This is a genomic window from Limosilactobacillus reuteri, assembly GCF_034259105.1.
Lineage (GTDB): Bacteria > Bacillota > Bacilli > Lactobacillales > Lactobacillaceae > Limosilactobacillus > Limosilactobacillus reuteri_G.
In genome coordinates this window covers 344080-367828 of sequence record NZ_CP139478.1, presented here as the reverse complement: position 1 = coordinate 367828, position 23749 = coordinate 344080, and the positions used below count along the sequence as shown (strand labels likewise).

The following is a 23749-nucleotide window of genomic DNA, read 5'->3' as shown; positions in this document are numbered from 1 at the left end:
CTATTCCTTTTTGTAACGCGTTCCTTGAGGAGTATCTTCAAGAATAATCCCTTGTTTTTTAAGGTTGTCTCGAATTTCATCACTTCGCGCAAAATCTTTATTCTTCCGTGCTATATTTCGCTCTTCAATCAATTGCTTAATCTTTTCATCATTAATTTGATTGTCACTTGCTTCAAGCTTAACGCCAAAAATACTCATCAATTCAACAAGCTTTTTTTTGATTGCTTGAATGGCACCTAAGCTAACATTATCTTGCTGAGCATAAACATTTGCATATTTAACTAATTCGTAGACTGTGGCAATCCCGTTTTGAACATTGATGTCATCATCCATTGCTGTAATAAATTGGTGATGGAATTGCTCAAGCCGATCAGTGACTTCTTGAACATCTCCCTCATCGGCATCTTGTTCACGATAAGTCAAGTTATCAAAGGCTGTTTGAATATGATTAAGATTATTTTGCGCATCATTTAAGTTTGCCTGACTATATTGAATTGGACGCCGGTATTGCGTAGTTGCCATAAAGAAACGTAAAACCTGAGGATCTACTTCCTTGATAATTTCATGAACAGTAATGAAATTATGGAGAGACTTACTCATCTTCTCGTTGTCTTTTCCAATTGTTACAAAACCATTGTGCATCCAGTAACGAACAAATTTTTGGCCCGTTTCTGCTTCACTTTGGGCAATCTCATTTTCATGGTGAGGAAATTCAAGGTCTTGTCCCCCCGCATGAATATCAATTGTCTTTCCCAAGTATTTAGTAGACATTACTGAACATTCGATATGCCATCCTGGACGCCCTTTTCCCCATGGTGAATCCCAACTAATTTCGCCGGGCTTAGCTGCTTTCCATAAAGCAAAATCAAGCGGATCTTCCTTCTTATTAACCTCATCCGCACTAACATGTTCACTTGCCCCAACTTCAAGGTCATCAAGTGATTGCCCAGAAAGCTGGCCATAGTGGTTAAACTTTCGTGCCCGATAATAAACATCCCCATCTTTAGGGTAGGCATATCCTTTCTCTATTAATCCTTGCACGAATTTAATGATCTCCGTAATATTTTCTGTTGCCCGGGGATGAAGAGTAGCTGGTTCAATATTAATCGCTGCGGTATCTTCCATAAAAGCATTGATATACTTCTCCGCTAATTGTGGAACGGTAATCCCTTGCTCGGCCGCCGCCTTAATCATCTTATCGTCAACGTCCGTAAAGTTTGAAACGTAATTTACTTTATATCCCTTAAATTCAAGATAACGCCGGACTGTATCAAAGGCAATCGCACTGCGCGCATTTCCAATATGAATGTAATTATAAACCGTCGGACCACAGACATACATGTTAACAACGCCTGGATGCAATGGCTTAAATTCTTCTTTTTTTCTTGTTAACGTATTGTAAATTGTTAGCATGTCTATCCGCTCCTTAAAAATCATTAATAAAGAATTAATTTGTACAGTTAATCTTACCACATTCCGTATTAGAATAGCATTTCTGATGATATTAATTTGTATCCAAAAAATTATTTACCATTTGGTCATACTTTCTTCACATTCTACTGTTATTATATATAGCGTAGTAAAGATGAACTTTACTACATCAATGAAACCTATTACTCCTCCCAATAGTAACCGAAAAAAATATTTTCTTTTTTACGAAATCTCCCCCAAGATTATCGTAATACTCCCTAAGAAGCAGCTTTTTCCCGAGCTGCTTCTTTTTTGTTTAAAAAAATAGCTGGAAGTAAGAAAACTCTCTTCGCAGCCATTCTTTATTATTTTTTCTTGTCTTTATTATTCCGATTTTCTTTATGGTCTGTATGCTCGTCAATTCCTCGTTGTGAATGGAGCGGACGGGCAAAGATCATTCGACCAGCGTCTGTCTGAAGCGCACTGGTTACTTCAACTTCAATTTGTTTATCCATGAAGTAACGACCATCTTCAACAACCACCATCGTTCCATCATCAAGATAAGCAACACCCTGTTGTCGTTCAGTTCCTTTTTTCACAACAACAACCGTCATCGTTTCGCCCGGGATAACTCGTGGCCGCAATGATTTCGCCAAGTTATTAATATTCAATACTTGAACGTTTTGGAATTGAATTACTTTATTAAGGTTATAATCATTTGTCACAATTACCCCATCGACTTTTTTAGCGAGGGCAATTAATTTACTATCAACCTCTGGAATATCTTCAAAGTCCCCATCATACATTTCGATTGGGACAATTTTCTCATTCCGTAACTTATTTAAAATATCAAGGCCACGGCGTCCGCGAACACGCTTAATACTTTCGCCAGAATCAGCGATATATTGCAATTCATATAAAACAAAGTTAGGAACCAGTAATGTCCCTTCCAAAAAACCTGTTTTGACCAAATCATAAATACGCCCATCAATCAAAATATTCGTATCTAAGATTTTATAATGATGGTAATTATCATCCTGACGTTCAATTACATTCCCACCATCGTTTTTACTACTTTTGGCATGGGTAAATGCTTTGCGCCAATCATCTAACCGCGTCGTACCAATTCGAAAACCAAAATAACTAAAGACAATCATCAAGAGGATCGGCAAAATATTATTAATTACCGGAATCCTCGTTCTCCACAATGGAATCGAAATAAGAATTGCTAAAACTAAGCCAATAATCGTTAATAAGGTCCCAAAGAAAAGGTATACGGGACTACGCTTAGTTAGTTCTTTTTCGATTCGCTGGATCAACTTTTCAGTGCCGCTAACCAATGGGAGTGATAATAACCAGAAAATAAGTGCACCAATAATAATGTCGATAAATACTAATAATGCCGGGTTAAGGGCGATGTTCAAAATCCCCCATAATAATGGCAAATAGTAAAATCCCACTGCCGCGCCAACTAGAATATAAATGAGAGTAATCATTCTACGCCGCATTTGCTTCATCCTTTCAATTATTTATTTTTACCCTAACGCTAAATATAACGCTTCTTTCAGGGTTGAGACACCTATTACTTGAATATTAGTTGACGGTTTCCAACCCTTTAAATTATTTTTGGGAATAAAGATCCGTTTAAAGCCAAGTTTTTCTGCTTCAGCAACCCGCTGTTCAATGCGATTTACACGGCGAATTTCCCCAGTTAAACCTACTTCACCGACAAATGCGTCAGTTGGTTGGGTACCTTTATCCCGGTAACTAGAGGCAATGCTTACCGCAATTGCTAAATCAATCGCTGGCTCATCTAATTTAACGCCCCCAGCTGCTTTTAAGTAAGCATCTTGATTTTGAAGCATTAGGTTAGCACGTTTCTCTAATACTGCCATTATCAATGATACTCGGTTTCGACTCAAACCGGTAGCAGTTCGCTGTGCATTCCCATAAACGGTCGGTGTTACCAGCGCCTGAATTTCAACTAAAATTGGGCGCGTTCCTTCTAATGAAACAACGACTGCTGAACCGGTTGCATCATGTAATCGTTCCTCTAAAAAGATTTCTGATGGATTTTTTACTTCCGTCAGCCCATTTGTATGCATTTCAAAAATACCAAGCTCGTTAGTTGAACCAAATCGATTTTTCACTGATCGCAAAATACGATATGTATGGTGCAGGTCTCCTTCAAAATACAAGACTGTATCAACCATATGCTCTAAGATCTTTGGACCAGCAATTGCACCGCCCTTTGTCACATGTCCAACGACAAAAATCGTAATGTTATTACTTTTAGCAATTTGCATTAACTGGGCGGTAACTTCACGAATTTGCGATACACTACCAATTGCTGAACTTACATCCGTTGCCTGCATCGTTTGTACCGAGTCAATCACGACATACTCTGGCTTGAGGTCACGAATAGTATCCCGAATACTATCCATATTCGTTTCTGGATACACATAAAAGTCATCTCCAGCAACCTTCAACCGTTCTGCCCGCATTTTAATCTGTGTCCCACTTTCTTCTCCAGACACATATAAAACCCGGTGATGCTCATCGCTTAATTGTCCAGAAACTTGTAAAAGGAGGGTGGATTTCCCGATTCCGGGATCCCCACCAATTAGAATTAGTGATCCTGGAACGATTCCCCCACCTAAAACGCGATTTAACTCATTCAATTTTGTTTTAACGCGGGGAGTCTCTGTACTATTAATCTCATTAATTTTCTGTGGTTTGGCAACTAAGCCGGTTAAGGTGGTGGTTGCTTTTTTTGTTGGTGCAGAACTAGCTTCTACCTGTTCTTCTACTAAAGTATTCCACTCACCACAATTTGGACACCGGCCTAAGTAGCGTGGTGAGTTGTAACCACAGTTTTGGCAAACATATTGTGTTCGAACTTTTGCCATCGCTTTAATTCCTCTCTAAGTTTATTTATTCTTTTGTTGAACCGAAGCCGCCAGTCCGTTTAGCGGTTGGTTGCTCTTCACTATCAGCAGTTAAATAAGGCATAAAAATCCCCTGACCGATCCGTTCTCCCTTTTTTATATGATAATCTCGTAACCCGTAGTTAATAAGCTGGAAGAAAATTTCCCCTTCATTACTATCATTATCATAATAGTCTGCATCCACAATGCCAATTCCATTTGGTAAAATCAGGCGCCGTTTAAAAGGACCACTTGACCGATTAGCTAATAAGAGAAATTCATCAGGTTGCATGTAGACTTTGATGCCAGTTGGTACTAAGTATGGCTTTAAGCAGGAATCAGCAGCCTTAAACTCTTTATCAGTTAGCTTTTTTTGTTGATGAATTTGCCAAAGCGCCTTTAAGAAATTGCCTTTCCAAATTGATGGCAGAACAAAATCTTCCGATGCCTCAAAATCATATCCGGCCGCCCGCGTTGTTTGGCGTTGGGGTAAATGTATATCTTGGTCTTTCTTACTAGAAACAATCTTAAATCCACGTTTCATTATGTTCACCTCATAGTGTTTTATTCTTAATAATTCCAGTATACTATTATATGCTAGATAATAAGTTAATGGTATCGCTTTGATAACTTGACTTTTAAAAGCAGTTTATCGAAAATTATTATGAAAGGATGTGTTTATATGCAGTATCGAGTTGATGGTCAGCGTATCATTGCTTTTGACGATCAAGAACCTTTAGTTGGCGAGATCAGTTTTCCAAAAGTCCCAGATACAAATGATCACGTTGTCGTTGAACGAGTTTTTGTGCAACCAACTTACCGTGGACAAGGAATTGCAGCTGAACTAGTGCGTCAATTTGTGGATTATGCAACAAAAGAACAATACACTGTCAAGCTCATGTGCCCATATGCGGTAGCGCAATTCAAACTACATCCAGAATATCAGCAACTATTGCCAGTTGCAGATCGCTTTAATTAGGAGGAATATTAATGGATCAAAATGCATTAAAAGAACAAACAGGTAAGGAATCAGTTAAGTACATTAAATCTGGGATGATTGTCGGTCTCGGAACTGGCTCAACTGTTAAATATATGGTTGATGAACTTGGTAAGCAAGTCCAAGAAGGTAAGATTAAAGACATTATCGGTGTAACAACCTCAAATCGAACTGCTAAGCAAGCACGCGACCTCGGAATTACAATTAAAGATATTGATGACGTTGACCACATCGATTTAACTATTGACGGGGCCGATGAAATCAGTGATGACTTCCAAGGAATCAAGGGTGGCGGTGGTGCCCTCCTTTGGGAAAAGATCGTTGCCAATGCTTCAAATAAGGTAATGTGGATTGTCGACGAAAGCAAACTCGTCCACAAACTTGGCGCTTTCCCTCTTCCCGTTGAAGTAATTCCATTCGGTTCTCAACATGTCTTTGACCGTCTTGAAAAGAAAGGCTACAAGCCAACTTGGCGGATGGATGGAGATAAAAAGTTCCGTACCGATGAAAATAACTATATCATTGACCTTCACCTTGGCGAAATTGATGATCCTAAAGCCTTAGCCGACGAATTGATCCATATGGTTGGAATTGTCGAAACCGGTTTATTCTTAAATCGAGTTAACGACGTAATTGTTGGTACTCCAGAAGGTCCAAAGGTATTGCACGCTCGTTAATTCAATCTATTCAAAGGAGATATTGCAAATGAGCTTTTCAATTAATAAAGAAGACATCGCTAGTTTTCATAAAAACTACCGTCATCACCCTAACAGCAGTGTCTTAGAAAATACTGTTACAAAAAACGGGGTACGGAATGCAAGCTTTAATTGGCATTCAATTGCTGATAATACTCCTCATTTCTCCATTGACCTCAAGACGGGGGATGTTGCTGATCAAAAACAATCCGGTCGTTGTTGGATGTTTGCGGCACTGAACACAATGCGTCATGATATGCAGCAAAAATTTAACTTACCTGATAATTTTGAGCTTTCACAGGCTTACCAGTTCTTCTGGGATAAGTTTGAAAAATCCAATTACTTCTACCAAAACGTAATTAAGACTGCTAAAAAGCCTACCGACAGCCGAAAAGTTTCATGGTTAATGAACGAGCCACAAAATGATGGTGGTCAATGGGACATGCTTTGCGCCCTTATCAGTAAGTACGGGGTTATGCCAAAAGCCGCAATGCCCGAATCATTTAACTCTTCTAACTCACGGGGAATTGATGAAGTCTTAAACAACAAGCTTCGTCACGATGCCGTTATTTTGCGGAAGATGATTAACGAAGATCACGCAAATGAAGAAGCGATCGATGAAACACGCCGGAAGATGTTGAATGAAAATTACCGGATGCTTGCTTACACGTTTGGTGAACCAGTTAGTCACTTTGACTTCGAATATCGGACAAAGAAGGATAACGAATTCCACCGCGATACTAACCTTACCCCTCAAGAATTCTTTAAGAAGTATATTGGCTGGAACCTCGATGACTATATCTCAATCATCCAAGCACCAACTGCTGATAAGAAGTACCACCAAACTTACACCATCGATATGCTTGGTAATGTCGTTGGCGGCCGTGAAATCAAGCACTTAAACCTGCCAATGGATGAATTCAAACAACTCGCGATTGAACAATTAAAGAATGGCGAAAGTGTTTGGTTTGGTTCAGATGTTATTAAATATTCAGAAACTAAACTTGGGATTATGGCCCTTAACACCTATGACTACGACAAACTATTTGACGTTGATCTTGAAATGACCAAAGCTGAAGCACTTGATTATGGTGAAAGCATGATGGATCACGCAATGGTTATCACTGGTGTTGACCTTGTTGATGGTAAGCCAACCAAGTGGAAAGTTGAAAACTCATGGGGTAATAAGGTCGGCCATAAAGGTTACTTTGTTATGAGTGATGATTGGATGGACAAATACTGCTACCAAGTCGTTGTTAATAAGAAGTACCTTAGCGAAGATCTTAAACGTGATTACGCTAAGAGCCCTGTTGTTCTTAAGCCTTGGGATCCAATGGGAACTTTAGCATAATAATTTAACATTAATTTGTGAAAAAGCTGTGATAAATATATTTTATTTATAGCTTTCAAAAAAGATCTCTAACACTGTAACACACAGACGTTGGAGATCTTTTTTAATTATTCAGTAATATCTGCACCGAAGTACTTTTCAGATAACTTCTTGACTGTTCCATCTTGTTGAAGTTCCTTCAGCGCCTTGTTGTAAGAAGATTGAATAGCAGTATCTTTCTTGTTAAAAAGTGCTGAAATTTTGGCTGGATCTTGTTCGCTAGAAACGTCAATCATCTTGAGACCCTTAGTACTATTATTCTTACTGTAAGCGTACCATGCTTCACGCGAGTTAACTGTTCCGGCAGCCCGCCCCTGCTTGATCATATCTAAGGAGCTAGCAAAATCGCCATTTGGTGTAAGGCTGCCTTTATATTTTTTAACCACATTCGCATTATTAGTTCCTGTACCAGCAATAATCTTCTTGCCTTTAATATCCTTCAAGCTCTTAATATTACTATCAGCAGGAACAATTAATGCAAACCGTGACTTGATATATGGGGTAGAGAAATTATACTGCTTGGCCCGTTCAGGTGTCTGTGTAATGTTGTTCATTACTACGTCAAACTTGCCTGAACCAAGGCCGGCAATTAGCGAATCCCATTTAGTTGGTACAAAGTTAGCTTTTAAGCCCATCTTTTTAGCAACTGCTTTACCAAGGTCTACTTCAAAACCAGTTAATTTGTTATTTTTACGATAAGAGTACGGGGAGTAAGTTCCCTCAAGGCCAATTGTCAATTCTCCCTTATGAACTAATTCTGAATTAACGGCTGATGAAGCAGCAGAAATGCTTGTAATTCCCGCGGAGGTGCCGACTGTTAAGGCTGCAATTGTTAATAGTGCTTTCTTCCAAAATTTCATTATTCTAAACTTCCTTTATTTTAAATTTTCCATTGTCATTGAGGCGATAAAGTTTTTAATTCGTTTGTTTGGATTATCGGGAGCAAAAAACTCGTCTGGTGTACCATCATATAAAATTTCGCCGTTTTCCACAAAAATAATCTTATCTGCAACATGTTTCGCAAAGACCATGTTATGGGTAACAATTACCATTGATTGTTTTTCTTCAGCTAATTGCAATAGAACCTTCAACACACTAAGTTCTAATTCTGGATCAAGGGCAGAAGTCGGTTCATCAAGTAAGATATACTTTGGTGACATTGCCAAAGCCCGGGCAATCGCCACCCGCTGTGCCTGGCCGCCAGATAATTCATTCGGATAGGCTTCTCCGTAATCTGCTAAGCCCACTTTAGCAAGTAAATTATGTGCATTTGCAATTGCTTCCTTTTTCGGCTGTTTCAAAACCTGTGTTGGTCCTTCAATAATGTTACCAAGGACAGTTTTATTAGGGAAAAGATTGTAGTCTTGGAAAACCATCCCTGTTTCTTGACGAATTGCCAACTTATCTTTATTGCTTACTTTTTGACTAAAATCCAAATGATGATCATCAAAATCGTATTGGCCGCTCTCTGGCATTACTAATAAGTTAAGCGAGCGGAGAATTGTTGATTTACCAGATCCAGATGGACCAACCATTACTGTTGTTTTACCTGCAGGAAACTCTAACGTGGTATTTTTCAAAACATTTTTATTACCAAAACTTTTATTGATATTTGTTAATTTCATTTTTCTCACCTATTATTTGCATTTACTTGACGGTCTACTACCCGCTCAAGATACCCTTGGAAATAGGATAAAACTGTCGTAAAGACCGCGTAGACCATTGCTACTAAAGTATACATAAGTAATGGTTGATAGTTTTCGGCCGCAATTTGTTGACTGACGGCAAACATTTCCATAATTGTAATTGAAGCAGCTAATGACGTGTCCTTTACCAAACTTATAAAACTGTTTGATAAGGGCGGTAAAGCTACTCTTAAAGCTTGTGGTAAAATAATTCGCCACAAGATTTGCAATCGCGTCATTCCGATTGCTGCACCTGCTTCCCATTGCCCAGTTGGAACAGAACTGATTGCTGCCCGAATTGTTTCGGAAGCATAAGCCCCAGTGTTTAATGAAAACGTAATAATGCCGGCTGTAAATGGTTCTAATTTTATTCCGTGCGGCAGGACTCCCTTAATTCTCAGATATGGCAGTCCAAAGAATACAATAAATAATTGAACCAGCAGCGGTGTTGACCGAAAAAGCCAGACATAAAAACTAGCAATCCATTTAAGAATCATGAATGCGCCACGTTGACGAGAGAGACGAATTAAAGCTGTTACTAGTGCAATAATCAGTCCAAAGAAAAATGAAATAATTGCTAACGGAATCGTATATTTAAATCCCGCTGCTAAGAGTTGTGGTAAAGATGTCTTGATAATTTCCCACATAAGTCACAGTTTCCCTTCTTCTATAATTAGTCTAATTTTTTAAGTGCTTGTTGCAAGTCAGCAATAATATCTTCAGGGTCCTCGATTCCCACTGAAAGACGAATCAACTCATCTTTAATTCCGTTTTCTAATCGTATTTCCCGAGGAATAGATCCATGGGTCATGACAGCTGGAACTTCAATCAAACTTTCAATTCCCCCTAAGCTTTCAGCAAGATCAATCAATTGTAGACTTTCAACAAACTTCTTCGCATCTAAACCATCCTTAAGTTCAAAGGAGATCATTGCTCCAAAGTTACGCATTTGCTTAGCCGCAACCTCATGACCAAGGAAATCTTTTAAGCCTGGATAATAAATTTTTCCAATATGTTCATCGTTTTGAAGGAAATTAATAACTTCATTCGCATTTTCTTGGTGAACTCGCATCCGCGCACCGAGAGTTTTCATCCCCCGTTGTAATAGCCAACTATCATCAGGGCCAAGTGTACTACCGATTGAGTTTTGCAGGAATGCTAATTGTTCAGCAATCTCATCATCGTTAGTAACTGCTAATCCGGCAACAACATCACTATGACCGCCTAAATATTTGGTTGCGGAGTGAACAACAATATCTGCCCCGAGGGTTAATGGTTGTTGGTTATAAGGAGTGGCAAAGGTATTATCAACAATTGTCTTTATTCCATGCCTCTTTGCGATGTCAGCAATTGCTTTAATATCAGCGATTTGTAAGAGCGGATTAGTTGGCGTTTCAAAGTAAACTGCAACGGTATTATCTTGAATTGCATTTTCTACTGCTTCAAGGTCTTGCATGTCAACAACAGTAAATTCAAGGCCAAAGCGTTTTAATACCTTGTTGATTAACCGGAATGTTCCCCCATATACATCACTACCAACTACAAAATGATCACCTTGAGAGAATAAAGAAAAAGTAGCATGAATAGCAGCAGATCCAGAAGCAAATGCAAAGCCAGCTGTTCCATGTTCAAGCTCTGCAATTAATTTTTCAAGAGATGCACGTGTTGGGTTTCCTGTCCGAGAATATTCCCATTTAGGTTCACCGCCAAGAACGTGTTGATGGAATGTTGATGAGCGGTAGACCGGTGTTGAAACAGCACCAGTTGTTGGATCTTCACTATTACCCCCATGAATTAATTGTGTGTTGAATTTCATAATATCTATCTCCTTTAGAATGCAAAAACGAATACAAAAAAGGCGCAAACTCAAGAGCTTCTCACTTGAATTTGCGCCTTATGCATTTATTCCCGATTACGTTAGCAGTTACTCAACTAAAAGTAAGCACGCCGAACTGTGGGTCGCATAAGACGCGATCCACAACAACAAACAGTAGCGTTAATTAATTGTTTGTTAAACATGACGTGTTCCTCCTAACTTAGTATGTCAAAATCATAACTTATAAAAAATAAGTTGTCAATATAATTCCTAAAATTTATTTAAATTGATCGTCAAGAAACTTCTGCACAATATTGTAAATTGTTGGACTCCAGAAATCTCGTTCATGGTTCGCACCCTTAACCCGGTACGCTTCAACAGAATTTCCATTATCCTTCAACCGCATATACATTTTTTCCATTTGTTCATATGGAACAACTTTATCAGCATCGCCATGGAATAATAAGAATGGCGGATAGTTTTGTCCATCTTTGACTTGGTATAAGGGACTCATTTGCTTTTCAATCTCTGGCCACTTTGATACATCCGACCCTAATAAGCAATATTGCAGTAGCTTATTTCCCGGAACGTTAGCATCATACTCAAACGTCTTTTCCACGTCCATTGGGGCAAAACAACTAACCACAGCATCTACTGCATCCGATTCATCTTGATAAAGGTCAACCTTGTAGCGCGGATCATCACCCGTTAAGCCAACTAGCATTGCCGCATTGGCCCCAGAGGAAGTTCCCCAAATTGCAACCTGTTGCGGATCAATTGCATATTTTTGCGCATTGGCCCGTAAGAAACGAATGGCAGTCTTAACATCTTGCAAAAAGGCAGGAAATGGGTGACCATCAATTGAACTACGGTGTTGAACAGTCGCTACAATATAACCGGCTCGAACAAATTGAACCAGTTGTGGGATTTCTTCTCCCATTTTTGGTGTTCGCCACGAGCTTCCTTGAACAAAAACAATCAATGGCCGTGGTTCAGTTTGATATTGTTTAGGGAAACGTTGCGTCCACGGTGCTAAGATCGACATATGTAATGCCTCCCCATCCATTGCACCATAAACAATATTTTCAATCAAGCGTACTTGACCGCTTAACGTTGGGTTATTTGCTAATTCGTGTATTGTCATCAATTTCACCATCCATTGTTATAAAAGTCTTTTTAATGACATTAAGATGATCATCAAAACGATATAAAATAGGCTTGCCATTTGGAACTTCCACTTTATCAATATCATCATCAGAAATACCATCTAAATATTTAATTAGGGCCCGCAAAGAACTACCATGGGCAACAATTAACTGATTATGTCCGTCAATTAAACGAGGCGCAATATGGTCTTGCCAATATGGGAGAAGTCGTTGGAGCGTCATTTCTAAACTCTCACTAAGCGGAATCTTAACTCCTAAGCGATCATAGCGGCGATCATGCTGACGTTCTTTTAATTGTGGTGGTAAATCTTTAAAACCACGCCGCCATTTATGAAGCTGTTCTGCACCAATCTCTTTCTTCACTTCATCTTTGTTCCGGCCACTCAATGCTCCATAATGACGTTCGTTTAGTCGCCACGTTTTATGAACAGGAATATATAACTGATTAATTTCTTCTAGGATAATATTAGTCGTCATGATTGCCCGTTCCATGTAAGACGTGTATGCATCACTAAATTGGATACCCAGTCTCAGCAATTCCTTGCCAACTAATTCACCCTGTTCAATTCCTTTAGGAGTCAACGGAACATCAGTCCAGCCAGTAAAAATATTATCACGGTTAGCTTGACTTTGCCCATGACGTACAATTACTAATTCTGCCATTTTTTCACTCCCCTTTGCCACTATCTTATAATAGCGCATTTTACTAGTGCTTAACAATTAAACTAGCTGCAGAAGGTTATTTTACAGTCGACTTTTCTGCCGTATAATTATTAAGGTAAGTATTTGAGGAAAGGGAAAATTAAACTGATTTGGTTTAATTCTCAATTTTATGAAATCTAAAATTGCTAATCTAATTAACTGGGGGCTACCATACTGTGCCATCGCTGCAATGGCCTATTTAATCATGTTCCCCCAGTTTGTATCACATGGAGTTATTTTAGGGACGGACTCTATTTTTCACTTTAACCGTTTTTACGATGCAGCTAAGCAGATTCAACAGCTCAATTTTAGCTATTTTCAAAGTAATTATAGTTTTCAACAAAGTGGCCGCATCATCAATGCCGTTTATGGTCCCCTCTTTGCATATTTAAATGGGGTTATTCTTGGCGTAGTAGGAACTTGGTATCAATATCAGATCGTCACTACCTTTATCGTCTATCTATTAGGTGGAATCGGCATGTATCAACTTGGCATCCGTGTTCATAGTAAACGGACATTTGCAATTATCTGTGCCCTAATCTATATGAACATTGGGTGGCTTCCACGATGGGAATTAGCACAGAATATGAATGCATGGGGAGCTGCCCTGGCTCCTTATATGGTAATTTACGGCGTACGCATGATTCAGGATCACCAACGACCAGTTAACTGGCTACAATTGATGACCCTGATGACGATTATCATTCAGATCCATATGCTAAGTTCTTTATTTTTTGTGATTACACTAACACCGTTCTTTATTATTGGGTTAATTATAACGACTAACCGTAAGAAAATGTGGATCGAAACGCTGAAGGCAGTCGGCGGAACTATTATTTTAACGGCTAATGTTTGGGGAGCCTTATTAATGCTTAACCTCCATAATAATATTGCCCATCCTGCCGATTTTAGCCTCGCAGATAACGTATTATTGCCTTCAATGTTTAGCAGTACGCGCGATTATCTAATCTACGCAATGTGGCTTCTCTTTATCCTTCAACTCATCTACGTATTATTCACCTTCAAAAAATCACTTACTAATACAGTCCTGACGTTACTTGGTTCTTTGGTCCTCTTACTTAGTTCTTCCCTTACTCCTTGGTCCTTTTTCCAAGGTGTGATCCCCGCACTTGGTCACACTTTGCAGTTTCCTAACCGGTTGACAATTATTGCCTTTCCTCTCTTACTCGCAGGAGTCGGGATCAGCGCTACAACCCTTGATAAAAAAGCGCAAGAGATTGACTTACGAAATCAATTAATCACCGGCATCCTCTTACTAATGGTTTTTCTGGTCTTTACTCCTACAACAATTGATGTTTATAAACGCGCAGCACGCTATGACTCAGAAATTGTTCTTAATAGTTTTAGCGCGATTACCCGCGTAAGTGAAAATAAGGCCGCACTGCGACATTCCGTCCATGACCTTTATCCTGGTCAATTGTTAACGATGGTTGAGAAGAGAAGTCCTGACTATTTACCGATTCCTAAGAAGTACATGAATCAAAAATATGTTCGTTCTTACGCTTACGAAGGGCAAATCATTAATGAAGCCCATAAATATACTCATACTGTCTTACCGCATGGAGGATTGCAATTATCATGGGAAGCAGGAAAAGCGGAAAAAGTTCGGTTACCAATTATTACGTATCACGAATCACAATTAACGGTTAATGGTCATCTACTTCGCCACTATCAGCGATCCTCGGTTGGTGCTCCATATATTCAGCAACGTAAAGGGAAAAATACTGTTACCCTCTACTTTAAGCAAGCAAAATGGTTCACCGCTTTATTAGTGATCTCATTAGTTGGTCTTAGTATTCTTGCAATTTATGGTCTTTATTATTTCTGTACTCACGTTAAGAAATACTTCCAAGAGATTGCAGCTGGACAAGTTAGTTAAAACAACAAAGCCTCTATCGCGCGGTAAAACCGAACGTTAGAGGCTTTGTTTTAATTTTTTATGAACATAGCGGCATGGAATCTTATTTTGCATTCAATACAAACGAAAACTCAACATCACGGTCGGCAGGAATATGATACTGTTCTTCAACATCTGCACCCCAGCTATCAATACCTCCAACACCTCGAACGGCCCCCGCAACAACGAGAACAGTTCGTCGTGCGAGTGGCAGCTCTTCGATGTGTGTTGTATTTTCTAATTCCTCTGCTGTATATGGTAAACAACTGAAGGCAAATGGTTGCTCGTCCTGCTTAATAGTTAAGCTAAATGGTTCACGAGAATGATCAGCATTATTTTGGGTGGAATCGCGGGTAATTGTTAATGCATGAGTATCCATGTGCATTCCATTTTCCTGGGGAACTAAATACTTAGTAACTGGTAAACCGTCAACATGGAAGGTACCCTCAGTCGCTCCTGCCATCCGGTCGGGGTAAGTTTCACCGGATAATCCTTGATAGTCAAAGCCGGTAGCAACTGTTGGCATGATAAAACGCATTCCTACTACTGGTAGACCAGGTAAGTCTTCATGGCCGTAATAGTGCATTGTCACTTTAATCTCACCTTGTCCGTTAACCTCATAAGTTACAGTGACTTGCGTAGCCGGGACAGTTAGCGTCTCAAAAGTATACTTAATTTTGACATTCTCAGCAGATACCGGATCACTAAATTCATTGGTTATCGGCGCAATAGGTAATTCAGCAAAGTGTTGATTATCAACAGTCAGGTCAATCCCAACACACTTATGGAAAGTATCCGCTGCTAACCACTGAGCAGATCGAATATTAAAGCCACTTCCTCGGTCATTATCAGTAGTTGCCCGCCAAAATGTCGGCATTGGTTCACGATATAGCCATTCTTTACCATTTAGTTTAAGCGATTCTAGTCCACCACGCTCATAGCTAAAGATATAATGAAAGCCATCACCACTAAGTCCTAATGTCGCATCCCCATATATCACGCGTAATTTATTTGTGTAAGCCATAGTAGTATCTTACCTCCTGCATTGCTGGCTTTGGTGTCCGATCAGCAAACATCAAGCCATCTCCTGAGAATTCGTAATCTGAGTGACGATCGTCGAAATCACCACCATAGCGCATCACTTCTTGCCCACTTATCGGATCCTTAACAAGGAGGGCTTGGTCAATAAAGTCCCAAATGAAGCCGCCAAAGTATTGTGGGTATTTATCAAGTAAGGAAATGTACGAACCCATTCCACCATCAGAATTTCCCATATCATGCATGTACTCACATTCCATAAATGGCTTGTCTGGATTGTTCTTCAAGTACTCCTCAACTTCTTTAGGTGGTAAGTACATCCAGCTTTCAACGTCTGAGATCCGATCACGGTATTCGGGAGTATGACAAACACCTTCATAATGAACAAGCCGACTGTCATCGTGCTTCTTATAGAATTCATTCATTTTGACAATATTATCGCCTGCATATGATTCATTACCTAAAGACCAGAATAAAATCGACGGGTGGTTCTTAAATGTTTCATAGTTAGTCCGTGCCCGATCTACTACTACGTCACGCCATTGAGGAACTGAACCAGGGACGTTATATGATGGTTCAATTGCTCCCATCTTCTGCCAAGTAGCATGGGATTCCAGATTATTTTCGGCCATCATGTAAATTCCGTTATCATCACAAAGGTAATACCACGGAATTTGATCTGGATAGTGACACGTCCGGACGGCATTAATATTATTTTCCTTAAAGGTGTGAATATCACTCGTCATATCATCTATCGTGATCGCGCGGCCACGTTTAGCATTCCATTCGTGACGGTTAACACCATTGATAATTAGCCGTTTACCATTCAATAGGACAACATGATCTTTATTAATTTCAATTCGCCGAAAACCAAAACGATATGGAACGAGTTCGACCAAATTACCTTCGTCATCACGAATTTCAATCAACAATTGATAGAGGTAAGGATCATGGTTATCCCATAAGTGAACATTTTCTAAAAATTGATCCTGAACTTTTACCGTGGAGTCAACAGGGTGTGTTTCATTGACGAGCGTATTACCATCGTTGTCGATAACCCGCACATTAACGTTCCCGGTCTTTTCACCGTGAAGTTGAAGGTCAACATTAAAAATACCGTCCTGATAATTATCAGTAACAATTGGCCGAATATTAAGGTCTTCAACATGAACAAGTGGTTGGGCTAATAGGTTTACACTCCGGAAGATACCAGAAAAACGGAACATATCTTGATTCTCAATCCACGAGGCGGTACTATGCTTGAAAACTTCCACGGCTAAAACATTACCTTCATCTTGAATGTAAGGAGTCAGGTCAAATTCAGATGGGGTAAAACTGTCTTCAGCGTAACCAATAAAGTGACCATTAAGCCAAACATACATGGCACGCTCAACACCATCAAAACGAATGCGGATCTGCTTTCCCCGTAAAGAAGGTTCAAGGTCAAAATGTTTTAAGTATTCGCCAACAGTATTGTCATCCCCATCGCTAAACGATCCTTCTTGCGCATCATCAGGACTAAGGGCATATGCAGGACGACGGTAAATCTTACCTTCCCATGGAATCAAAGTGTTAATGTAATTATTTTGGGCATAATTATTTAGTTCAATCTCACTAGGAACTTCGATTGTTCCAAAGCTGCTGCTATCGTAATCTGTCTTATAAAAATCTTCTTCGCGTTCACGCGGGTTTTCAGCAAAGTTAAATTGCCATTGTCCATCCAAGTTTTGCGCAAAACGACTATTATTATGCCGCCATTCATCATAGTTACCGTAATAATAATGGTCACTATGAGCTGGTAATTGATTAACTCGGAATGTTTCCGGTTCATCAAGCCATTTGATATCTGCATCCATTGATAAATCCCTCCTCGTTACTATCTACAACATCTAAAGTATAGCGCTTTCATGATTGAGATAGCAAGAGGAGAGGTAAAATTTACGTAAATTTTATTAAACAGAAATTTTAAACAAAAAAGGCACTGAGCAAATATTGCTCAGTGCCTTTTAAGTAGTGCGGCCGAGAGGACTTGAACCTCCACGGTCATAATCGACCATAAGATCCTTAATCTTACGCGTCTGCCAGTTCCGCCACGGCCGCATATCAACCAACGAATATTATTATAGCAAGATACCTATTCGTTGGCAACAACTTTTTTCAATTTTTTAAAATAAATTTGTGACCACATCGTCGGCAAATATATCTTTGGGTATTGAAACGCCGTTGTCGCGCGATTTCAACACCACAACCAGTACATATATAATGCCATTTTTTCTTGGAATTTACCTTTCTTTTACTAGTTGGTGGCGCATATCTTGCTCCCCCCACCTGTGTTAATAAGGTCTTAAATTCTCTACTACGATGGTGATAATCCATCCCGAGCAGATGTAAATGATAATGGCACAATTCATGAAGGACCACTTGGCGTAGATTATGAAGATCAAACTCAGTATACATTAACGGATTGATATCAATATGATGGTCACTTAAATGATAACGTCCACCAGTTGTTTTTAACCGCTTATTAAAAAATACCTTGTGCGTAAATTCCCGCCCAAAGTATTCTTTCGACCACTGTTCGGTCAATTGTTGTAATTCAGCATTAGTCATTTGTGACTGTCTCCGGTTCAAGCATCGTTAATTGAATCCGCTGACGCTTCAAGTCGACATCATCAATCCACACGTCCACAATATCACCAACGGCTACCATTGCCCGCGGATCACGAATGAACTGCTTACTCATCTTTGAAACATGAACTAACCCATCATGTTTGACACCGATATCAACAAAGGCTCCAAAGTCGACAACGTTCCGGACAGTTCCTTGAAGTTTCATCCCCGGCTTAAGGTCTTCAATCGTCATTACATCATGGCGTAATAATGGCGTAGGCATTGAATCACGCAGGTCACGGCCTGGCTTTTGCAAGGAAGAAATAATATCAGTAACGGTTTCAGTCCCGACTTGATCATCCGTAAACTGCTTAACATCAATTTTCTTTAACTTATCATCAGCACTTGGCGTTCCCAACTCGTCAACATTAATCCCTGCCGCTTGAATAATCTTTTCCGCCACCTGGTAACTTTCTGGGTGAACATCGGTGTTATCTAATGGATTTTCGCCACCAATAATCCGTAAGAAACCAACAGATTGTTGATAAGCTTTAGGTCCTAACCGTGGCACTTTCTTTAACTGTGTCCGGTTTGTGTAACGTCCATTTTCATCTCGATAGGTAACGATATTTTTAGCAATTGTTTTATTAAGCCCGGAAATCCGCGTCAACAATTGGTAACTAGCTGTATTGAGGTTAACTCCAACCCGGTTTACCGCCCGTTCAACAATCGTTTCCAGTTCCCCACTCAATTCTTTCTTCGGCAAATCATGCTGGTATTGTCCAACCCCAACCGCTTGAGGATCAATCTTGACTAATTCGGCAAGTGGATCTTGCAAACGACGACCGATACTAATTGCACTTCGCTGTTCAACATGCAAGTCAGGAAATTCATCACGCGCCTCCTTACTTGCAGAGTAAACAGAGGCACCAGCTTCATTTACGATGACATAATAGATTGGCCGTTTGATCTTTTTAAGAGCTTCCGCAACAAATTGTTCTGATTCCCGGCTAGCTGTCCCGTTACCGATCGCAATCATTTCAACATGATACTTCTCTAGCAAATCAATAAATTCGCCTTCCGCTGCGGTTCGTTGCTTTTCTGGCGCTGGCTTATGCGGATAAATAACCGCTTTGGTTAAGAACTTCCCATTTTCATCAAGAATCGCCAATTTACAGCCTGTGCGGTAGGCAGGATCGAAGCCCAAGACAACTTTTCCCTTGATTGGTGCTTGCATCAATAAATGATAGAGATTTTCACCAAAGACCTTAATCGCTTGTTCATCAGCGCCCTCTGTTAATTGTCGCCGCAATTCCCGTTCAATTGCTGGACCCAAGAAACGCTTGTAAGCATCCTTGTAAGCTTCCTCAATAAAGGCAGTCGCAGCATTTTTCTTGCTAGTTTTAATCAAACGGAAACGAAGGTAATTCATCACTGGTTCTTCATCTAAAGTGATTTTGACGTTAATAATCCCTTCTTTTTCTCCGCGGTTAAAAGCCAAGATCTGATAAGAATTTAATTTTTGAACTGGACTCGTAAATTCATAGTACTGCTTGTAAGTCCCCAGCTCATCTTTTTCTTCCCCACCACGTTTTACACTTGTCTCTAATTGCCCATGTTGAGCAGTATAATTTCGCAACCAGCTTCGTACCGTGGCCATTTCACTAATTGCTTCAGCCAGAATTTCGTGTGCTCCTGTTAATGCACTCTCAGCATCAGGAACATCCTCATTAATAAATTCTTGCGCCTTCGCACTTAAATCATCATCGGGATAAGATAGCAGCCAATTTGCTAACGGTGCTAAGCCATGTTTACGAGCTTGTTGGGCCTTTGTCTGCCGCTTTTGCTTATATGGCAAGTAAAGGTCTTCTACTTCTTGCAATTCGGTCGCACTGTTAATTTGCTTTTCGAGCGCCGGGGTTAACTTCCCAAGCTCTTTAATTTTATTGATAACTGTTGCTTGACGTTCCCGCAATGTTGTTACCCGGTGATATTCATCCCGGATCGCTTGCAATTGAACTTCATCAAGCGTACCCGTCATTTCTTTACGGTAACGGGCAATGAAAGGAATTGTATTTCCTTCATCCATTAATCCGAGGGCCGCTTTAATTTGCTGAGGGCGAATATCCGGTAATTGTTTACTAACAAGTTGAAGTGTTTCCTCTTCCATTATCATTCTCCTTAAAACTAGTAAAGAGACTGAGTTGATTCCCAGTCTCTCATTTTATTATCAATTTACTTCCACCAAGTATCATATGGAGCAATCGGCAAGTGACGCTTATGTTGAGTTCGCCGGTACCAGCCTTCAATTTTTTCAGCAGCTGCTGGCGAAACTTCACGACCTTCTAAGTAGTCGTCGATTTCATCATAGCGAACACCAAGCGCTTCTTCATCAGGACGCATTGGTTTGTCTTCTTCCAAGTCTGCCGTTGGCGTTTTATCATAAAGCTTAGCTGGTGCTCCTAAGTATTGTAATAAGGCCTTTCCTTGTCGCTTGTCCAATCCAGAAAGTGGCGTAATATCTGCACCGCCATCCCCAAACTTAGTATAAAACCCAGTTACTGCTTCAGCGGCGTGGTCTGTTCCCACTACGGCTCCTTTATTTTCTCCACCAATAGCATATTGGACAATCATTCGTTCCCGGGCTTTAATGTTTCCCTTATTAAAATCGCTAATTGGCGTACCGGCTTCGTTTAAGGATGCTACCATCATATCAGTAGCCGCTTTAATATTAACCCGCATTATTTTATCAGGCTTAATAAAGTCATTAATCGCAAACATTGCATCTGATTCATCAGCTTGCTCACCATATGGCAACCGGACTGCGATAAATTGGTATTCATTGTCGCCAGTCTCTTCCCGCAGCTTTTCGACTGCCAATTGTGAAAGCCGCCCCGCCAAACTTGAATCTTGACCGCCAGAAATTCCTAATACCAGGGTCTTCATCTTAGTGGTTTGGAGAAAATCACAGATGAACTGAACACGTTTAGTTACTTCTGCTTGGGGATCAATTTGCGAGTTAACGCCTAATGCATTAATTATTTCTTCTTGATACTTTCGCACTACAGATTACCTCTACTTATTCAATGATTTAACATATTCATGAACTTGGTGAATTAATTTAAGTTTATTATCATAGCATTTCTGTGATAAATCGACTGGGTATACTTCTGGGTTTAAATCGCGTTTATATTCATCCCATAAAGCATTTAAGCTATCGAAACGGTGTTGACGACTCTCCTCTAAGGTCGGTTCATCATAAACACACTTACCATCTTGCCAGATTGGCTTTAGCATTGGCCGGGCAATAAAATCTTCCACGTCTTTTTGCTGGAGTGGGAAGTTAGGATTGAACATATTGAGTGACTTTTCATTACGAGGATCCTCATCAACTAATGTAATATAATCCCCTTCACTCTTGCCGTCTCCACGATCGTTAATCCGCCATACTTGTTTTTTGCCGGGAGTTGACATTTTACCAACATTATTAGAGATCTTAATCGTATCAACAAGTTGGCCATCTTCATCTTCAATAGCGACTAATTTGTATACGGCCCCTAAAGTTGGTTGGTCATAGGCAGTAATTAGCTTAGTCCCGATTCCCCATGTATCAATCTTCGCCCCTTGCATTTGCAAGTTTTGAATTGTCTTTTCATCTAAGCCATTAGATGCGATGATTTTTGCGTCTGGGAAACCAGCATCATCCAACATTTTGCGTACTTTTTTAGATAGGTAGGCCATATCACCACTGTCAATGCGGACACCGATAAAGTTAATTTTATCACCAAATTCCTTAGCAACCTTAATTGCGTTAGGAACCCCACTCTTTAAGGTATCAAAAGTATCCACAAGAAAGACACAATTATGATGAGTTTCTGCATATGCTTTAAATGCGTCATAATCATTCATGTATACCTGCACAAGAGCATGGGCATGGGTTCCTGAAATCGGGATACCAAATAATTTACCTGCACGGACATTACTTGTTGCATCGAAGCCACCAATATATGCTGCTCGCGTTCCCCACAAAGCTGCATCCAATTCCTGTGCCCGGCGTGAGCCAAATTCCATTACAGTTTGGTTACCAACAATTGACTTAATCCGTGAAGCCTTTGTCGCAATCATAATCTGATAATTAAGAATATTTAAGATTGCCGTTTCAATCAATTGGCCCTCAATAATCGGCGCATCAACTTGAATAATAGGCTCATGGTTAAATACCAGATCTCCTTCTTCAAAGCTGTTGATTGAACCCGTAAATTTAAAGTTACGTAAATATTCTAGAAAGTCATCATCAAATTGATTCGTAGACTTTAAGTATTCAATGTCGCTATCAGTAAAATGTAATTGTTTTACATAGCGAATAATGTGATCTAACCCGGCAAAAACAGCGTACCCATTATTAAATGGCATTTTACGGAAGAAGGCATCAAAGACAGCACGGCGGTTACCCATTCCTTTTTTCCAGTAGGTCTGCATCATACTCAATTCATACGCATCAGTATGCAGGGTAAGGCTATCATCCGGATAATCAAATTTCATTAGTATAATTCCTCTCAAAAGTAATATCGTTAATCAGTATTGTAACATGGATTTGTCTTGATTACTTTTCAAAGACAAATTCAAACCGTGATCCAACATATTGAGTGTGGACATATTCAAAAGGACGACCATCTTGCAAGTAAGATAGTTGGGTCATTCGCAAGAGAGCATCTCCACGTTTAATCTGCAAGTAATTAGCAATCTTTTCCGTCGCCTTCGTTGCTGAAATATGCTGGGTTGCATGACCAGGATAGAGGTTCGCCTTTTTTTCTAGCGTCCGATAAAAAGACGTGGTAATTTCTTCTTTGCTAAATTTTTGAACGAGGTTAGCAGGAACAGTTGCGATTTCATAACAAATTGGCATATCATTTCCATAACGAACCCGTTCCATTCGTAAAACCTGTTCATCTGGGGCTAACTTTAGCTTTTCAACCTCTGTTTGCGAAGGGATCGTCAAGTGGTAAGAAATTGTCTTACTAGCAGCTTTCTTCCCTGTCGCGTGCATTAATTCAGTAAAGCTCGTTATTCCTGACATCTTTTCTTGGACTTTGCGATTAGCGACAAAAGTTCCAGAGCCAACTCTTCGTTCAAGAATTCCTTCATCAACTAATGCTTGAATTGCTTGCCGCAAAGTCATTCGACTGACGCCAAAATCATTAGCGAGTTCGCGTTCAGCGGGAATTTTATCGCCAACTTTCCACTCACCATCTTCAATGTTTTGTCTTAACTGATTATGAATTTGAATATAAACAGGTGAACTCATTTTCTTTCCTCCTTACGCCATTGTTTGCTAAACATTGCGCATATGTATATTTTACACCATTCCCAAAAATCTAGACCAATTTCTTAGGCT

Annotated in this window: 21 protein-coding genes and 1 tRNA gene; 4 read left to right on the top strand and 18 right to left on the bottom strand. The window is 39.8% G+C overall.

The window, feature by feature from the left end; all coding sequences use genetic code 11:
* The 4 genes from cysS to SH603_RS02630 all read right to left on the bottom strand — a co-directional run bounded on the left by cysS (window position 1) and on the right by SH603_RS02630 (window position 4881).
* The gene (gene cysS, locus SH603_RS02645; RefSeq protein WP_169472762.1) at window positions 1-1413 is read right to left on the bottom strand and encodes a cysteine--tRNA ligase; all 1413 of its coding nucleotides are present in this window, start codon (window positions 1411-1413) and stop codon (window positions 1-3) included.
* A gap of 362 nt (window positions 1414-1775) precedes the next feature.
* Window positions 1776-2927, bottom strand: a complete 1152-nt coding sequence (locus tag SH603_RS02640; protein WP_153702415.1) for a PIN/TRAM domain-containing protein — start codon at window positions 2925-2927, stop codon at window positions 1776-1778.
* Between the two features lie 18 nt (window positions 2928-2945).
* A complete protein-coding gene (radA, locus tag SH603_RS02635; protein WP_169472761.1) occupies window positions 2946-4319 on the bottom strand; it encodes a DNA repair protein RadA in 1374 nt (457 codons plus the stop codon).
* A gap of 25 nt (window positions 4320-4344) precedes the next feature.
* Window positions 4345-4881 (bottom strand): dUTP diphosphatase, encoded by a 537-nt coding sequence (locus tag SH603_RS02630; RefSeq protein ID WP_169471807.1) that lies wholly within the window; start codon window positions 4879-4881, stop codon window positions 4345-4347.
* Window positions 4882-5019: 138 nt separating this feature from the next.
* On the opposite strand from SH603_RS02630, the gene SH603_RS02625 reads away from it, so the two are divergent.
* The 3 genes from SH603_RS02625 to SH603_RS02615 are packed head-to-tail and all read left to right on the top strand — an operon-like array spanning window position 5020 to window position 7380.
* Entirely contained in the window at window positions 5020-5316 is a 297-nt protein-coding gene (locus SH603_RS02625; RefSeq protein WP_003666282.1) for a GNAT family N-acetyltransferase, read from the top strand.
* 11 nt (window positions 5317-5327) lie between these two features.
* Window positions 5328-6011, top strand: a complete 684-nt coding sequence (gene rpiA / locus SH603_RS02620) for a ribose-5-phosphate isomerase RpiA (protein ID WP_003666281.1) — start codon at window positions 5328-5330, stop codon at window positions 6009-6011.
* 28 nt (window positions 6012-6039) lie between these two features.
* On the top strand, window positions 6040-7380 hold the full coding sequence (locus SH603_RS02615; RefSeq protein ID WP_169472760.1) for an aminopeptidase C: 1341 nt from the start codon (window positions 6040-6042) through the stop codon (window positions 7378-7380).
* Between the two features lie 107 nt (window positions 7381-7487).
* Here SH603_RS02615 and SH603_RS02610 read toward each other — a convergent pair whose 3' ends face one another.
* The 6 genes from SH603_RS02610 to SH603_RS02585 form a co-directional block, all read right to left on the bottom strand.
* Window positions 7488-8279 (bottom strand): transporter substrate-binding domain-containing protein, encoded by a 792-nt coding sequence (locus SH603_RS02610; protein ID WP_169471805.1) that lies wholly within the window; start codon window positions 8277-8279, stop codon window positions 7488-7490.
* Between the two features lie 15 nt (window positions 8280-8294).
* Complete coding sequence (locus SH603_RS02605; protein ID WP_153702420.1) at window positions 8295-9044, bottom strand: amino acid ABC transporter ATP-binding protein; 750 nt, start codon at window positions 9042-9044, stop codon at window positions 8295-8297.
* 5 nt (window positions 9045-9049) lie between these two features.
* Entirely contained in the window at window positions 9050-9751 is a 702-nt protein-coding gene (locus tag SH603_RS02600) for an amino acid ABC transporter permease (RefSeq protein ID WP_003667322.1), read from the bottom strand.
* A gap of 26 nt (window positions 9752-9777) precedes the next feature.
* Complete coding sequence (locus SH603_RS02595) at window positions 9778-10920, bottom strand: trans-sulfuration enzyme family protein (protein WP_169477380.1); 1143 nt, start codon at window positions 10918-10920, stop codon at window positions 9778-9780.
* A gap of 277 nt (window positions 10921-11197) precedes the next feature.
* Window positions 11198-12064, bottom strand: coding sequence for an alpha/beta hydrolase (locus SH603_RS02590; RefSeq protein ID WP_134988548.1), 867 nt, complete (start codon window positions 12062-12064; stop codon window positions 11198-11200).
* Window positions 12039-12788 (bottom strand): 2,3-bisphosphoglycerate-dependent phosphoglycerate mutase, encoded by a 750-nt coding sequence (locus tag SH603_RS02585; RefSeq protein WP_003667318.1) that lies wholly within the window; start codon window positions 12786-12788, stop codon window positions 12039-12041. The genes SH603_RS02590 and SH603_RS02585 overlap by 26 nt, the downstream gene beginning before the upstream one ends.
* Before the next feature lie 130 nt (window positions 12789-12918).
* Between SH603_RS02585 and SH603_RS02580 the strand changes: the two genes are divergently transcribed.
* Window positions 12919-14688: a 6-pyruvoyl-tetrahydropterin synthase-related protein gene (locus SH603_RS02580; protein ID WP_169471802.1), complete on the top strand. Its 1770-nt coding sequence runs from the start codon at window positions 12919-12921 to the stop codon at window positions 14686-14688.
* Window positions 14689-14770: 82 nt separating this feature from the next.
* Here SH603_RS02580 and SH603_RS02575 read toward each other — a convergent pair whose 3' ends face one another.
* The 8 genes from SH603_RS02575 to SH603_RS02540 form a co-directional block, all read right to left on the bottom strand.
* A complete protein-coding gene (locus tag SH603_RS02575; protein ID WP_169471801.1) occupies window positions 14771-15730 on the bottom strand; it encodes a beta-galactosidase small subunit in 960 nt (319 codons plus the stop codon).
* Window positions 15714-17600, bottom strand: coding sequence for a glycoside hydrolase family 2 TIM barrel-domain containing protein (locus SH603_RS02570; protein WP_321534050.1), 1887 nt, complete (start codon window positions 17598-17600; stop codon window positions 15714-15716). Before SH603_RS02570 ends, SH603_RS02575 begins: the two co-directional genes overlap by 17 nt.
* A gap of 158 nt (window positions 17601-17758) precedes the next feature.
* Window positions 17759-17844 (bottom strand) — tRNA-Leu (locus tag SH603_RS02565).
* 57 nt (window positions 17845-17901) lie between these two features.
* Window positions 17902-18354 (bottom strand): SprT family protein, encoded by a 453-nt coding sequence (locus SH603_RS02560; RefSeq protein ID WP_169471799.1) that lies wholly within the window; start codon window positions 18352-18354, stop codon window positions 17902-17904.
* Window positions 18347-20524: a Tex family protein gene (locus SH603_RS02555; protein ID WP_321534049.1), complete on the bottom strand. Its 2178-nt coding sequence runs from the start codon at window positions 20522-20524 to the stop codon at window positions 18347-18349. Before SH603_RS02555 ends, SH603_RS02560 begins: the two co-directional genes overlap by 8 nt.
* Before the next feature lie 65 nt (window positions 20525-20589).
* Window positions 20590-21417, bottom strand: coding sequence for an ammonia-dependent NAD(+) synthetase (gene nadE, locus SH603_RS02550; protein WP_169471797.1), 828 nt, complete (start codon window positions 21415-21417; stop codon window positions 20590-20592).
* A 12-nt stretch (window positions 21418-21429) separates the two neighbouring features.
* Window positions 21430-22896: a nicotinate phosphoribosyltransferase gene (locus tag SH603_RS02545; RefSeq protein ID WP_321534048.1), complete on the bottom strand. Its 1467-nt coding sequence runs from the start codon at window positions 22894-22896 to the stop codon at window positions 21430-21432.
* Between the two features lie 61 nt (window positions 22897-22957).
* Window positions 22958-23659: a GntR family transcriptional regulator gene (locus tag SH603_RS02540; protein WP_321534047.1), complete on the bottom strand. Its 702-nt coding sequence runs from the start codon at window positions 23657-23659 to the stop codon at window positions 22958-22960.
* Window positions 23660-23749 lie beyond the last annotated feature (90 nt).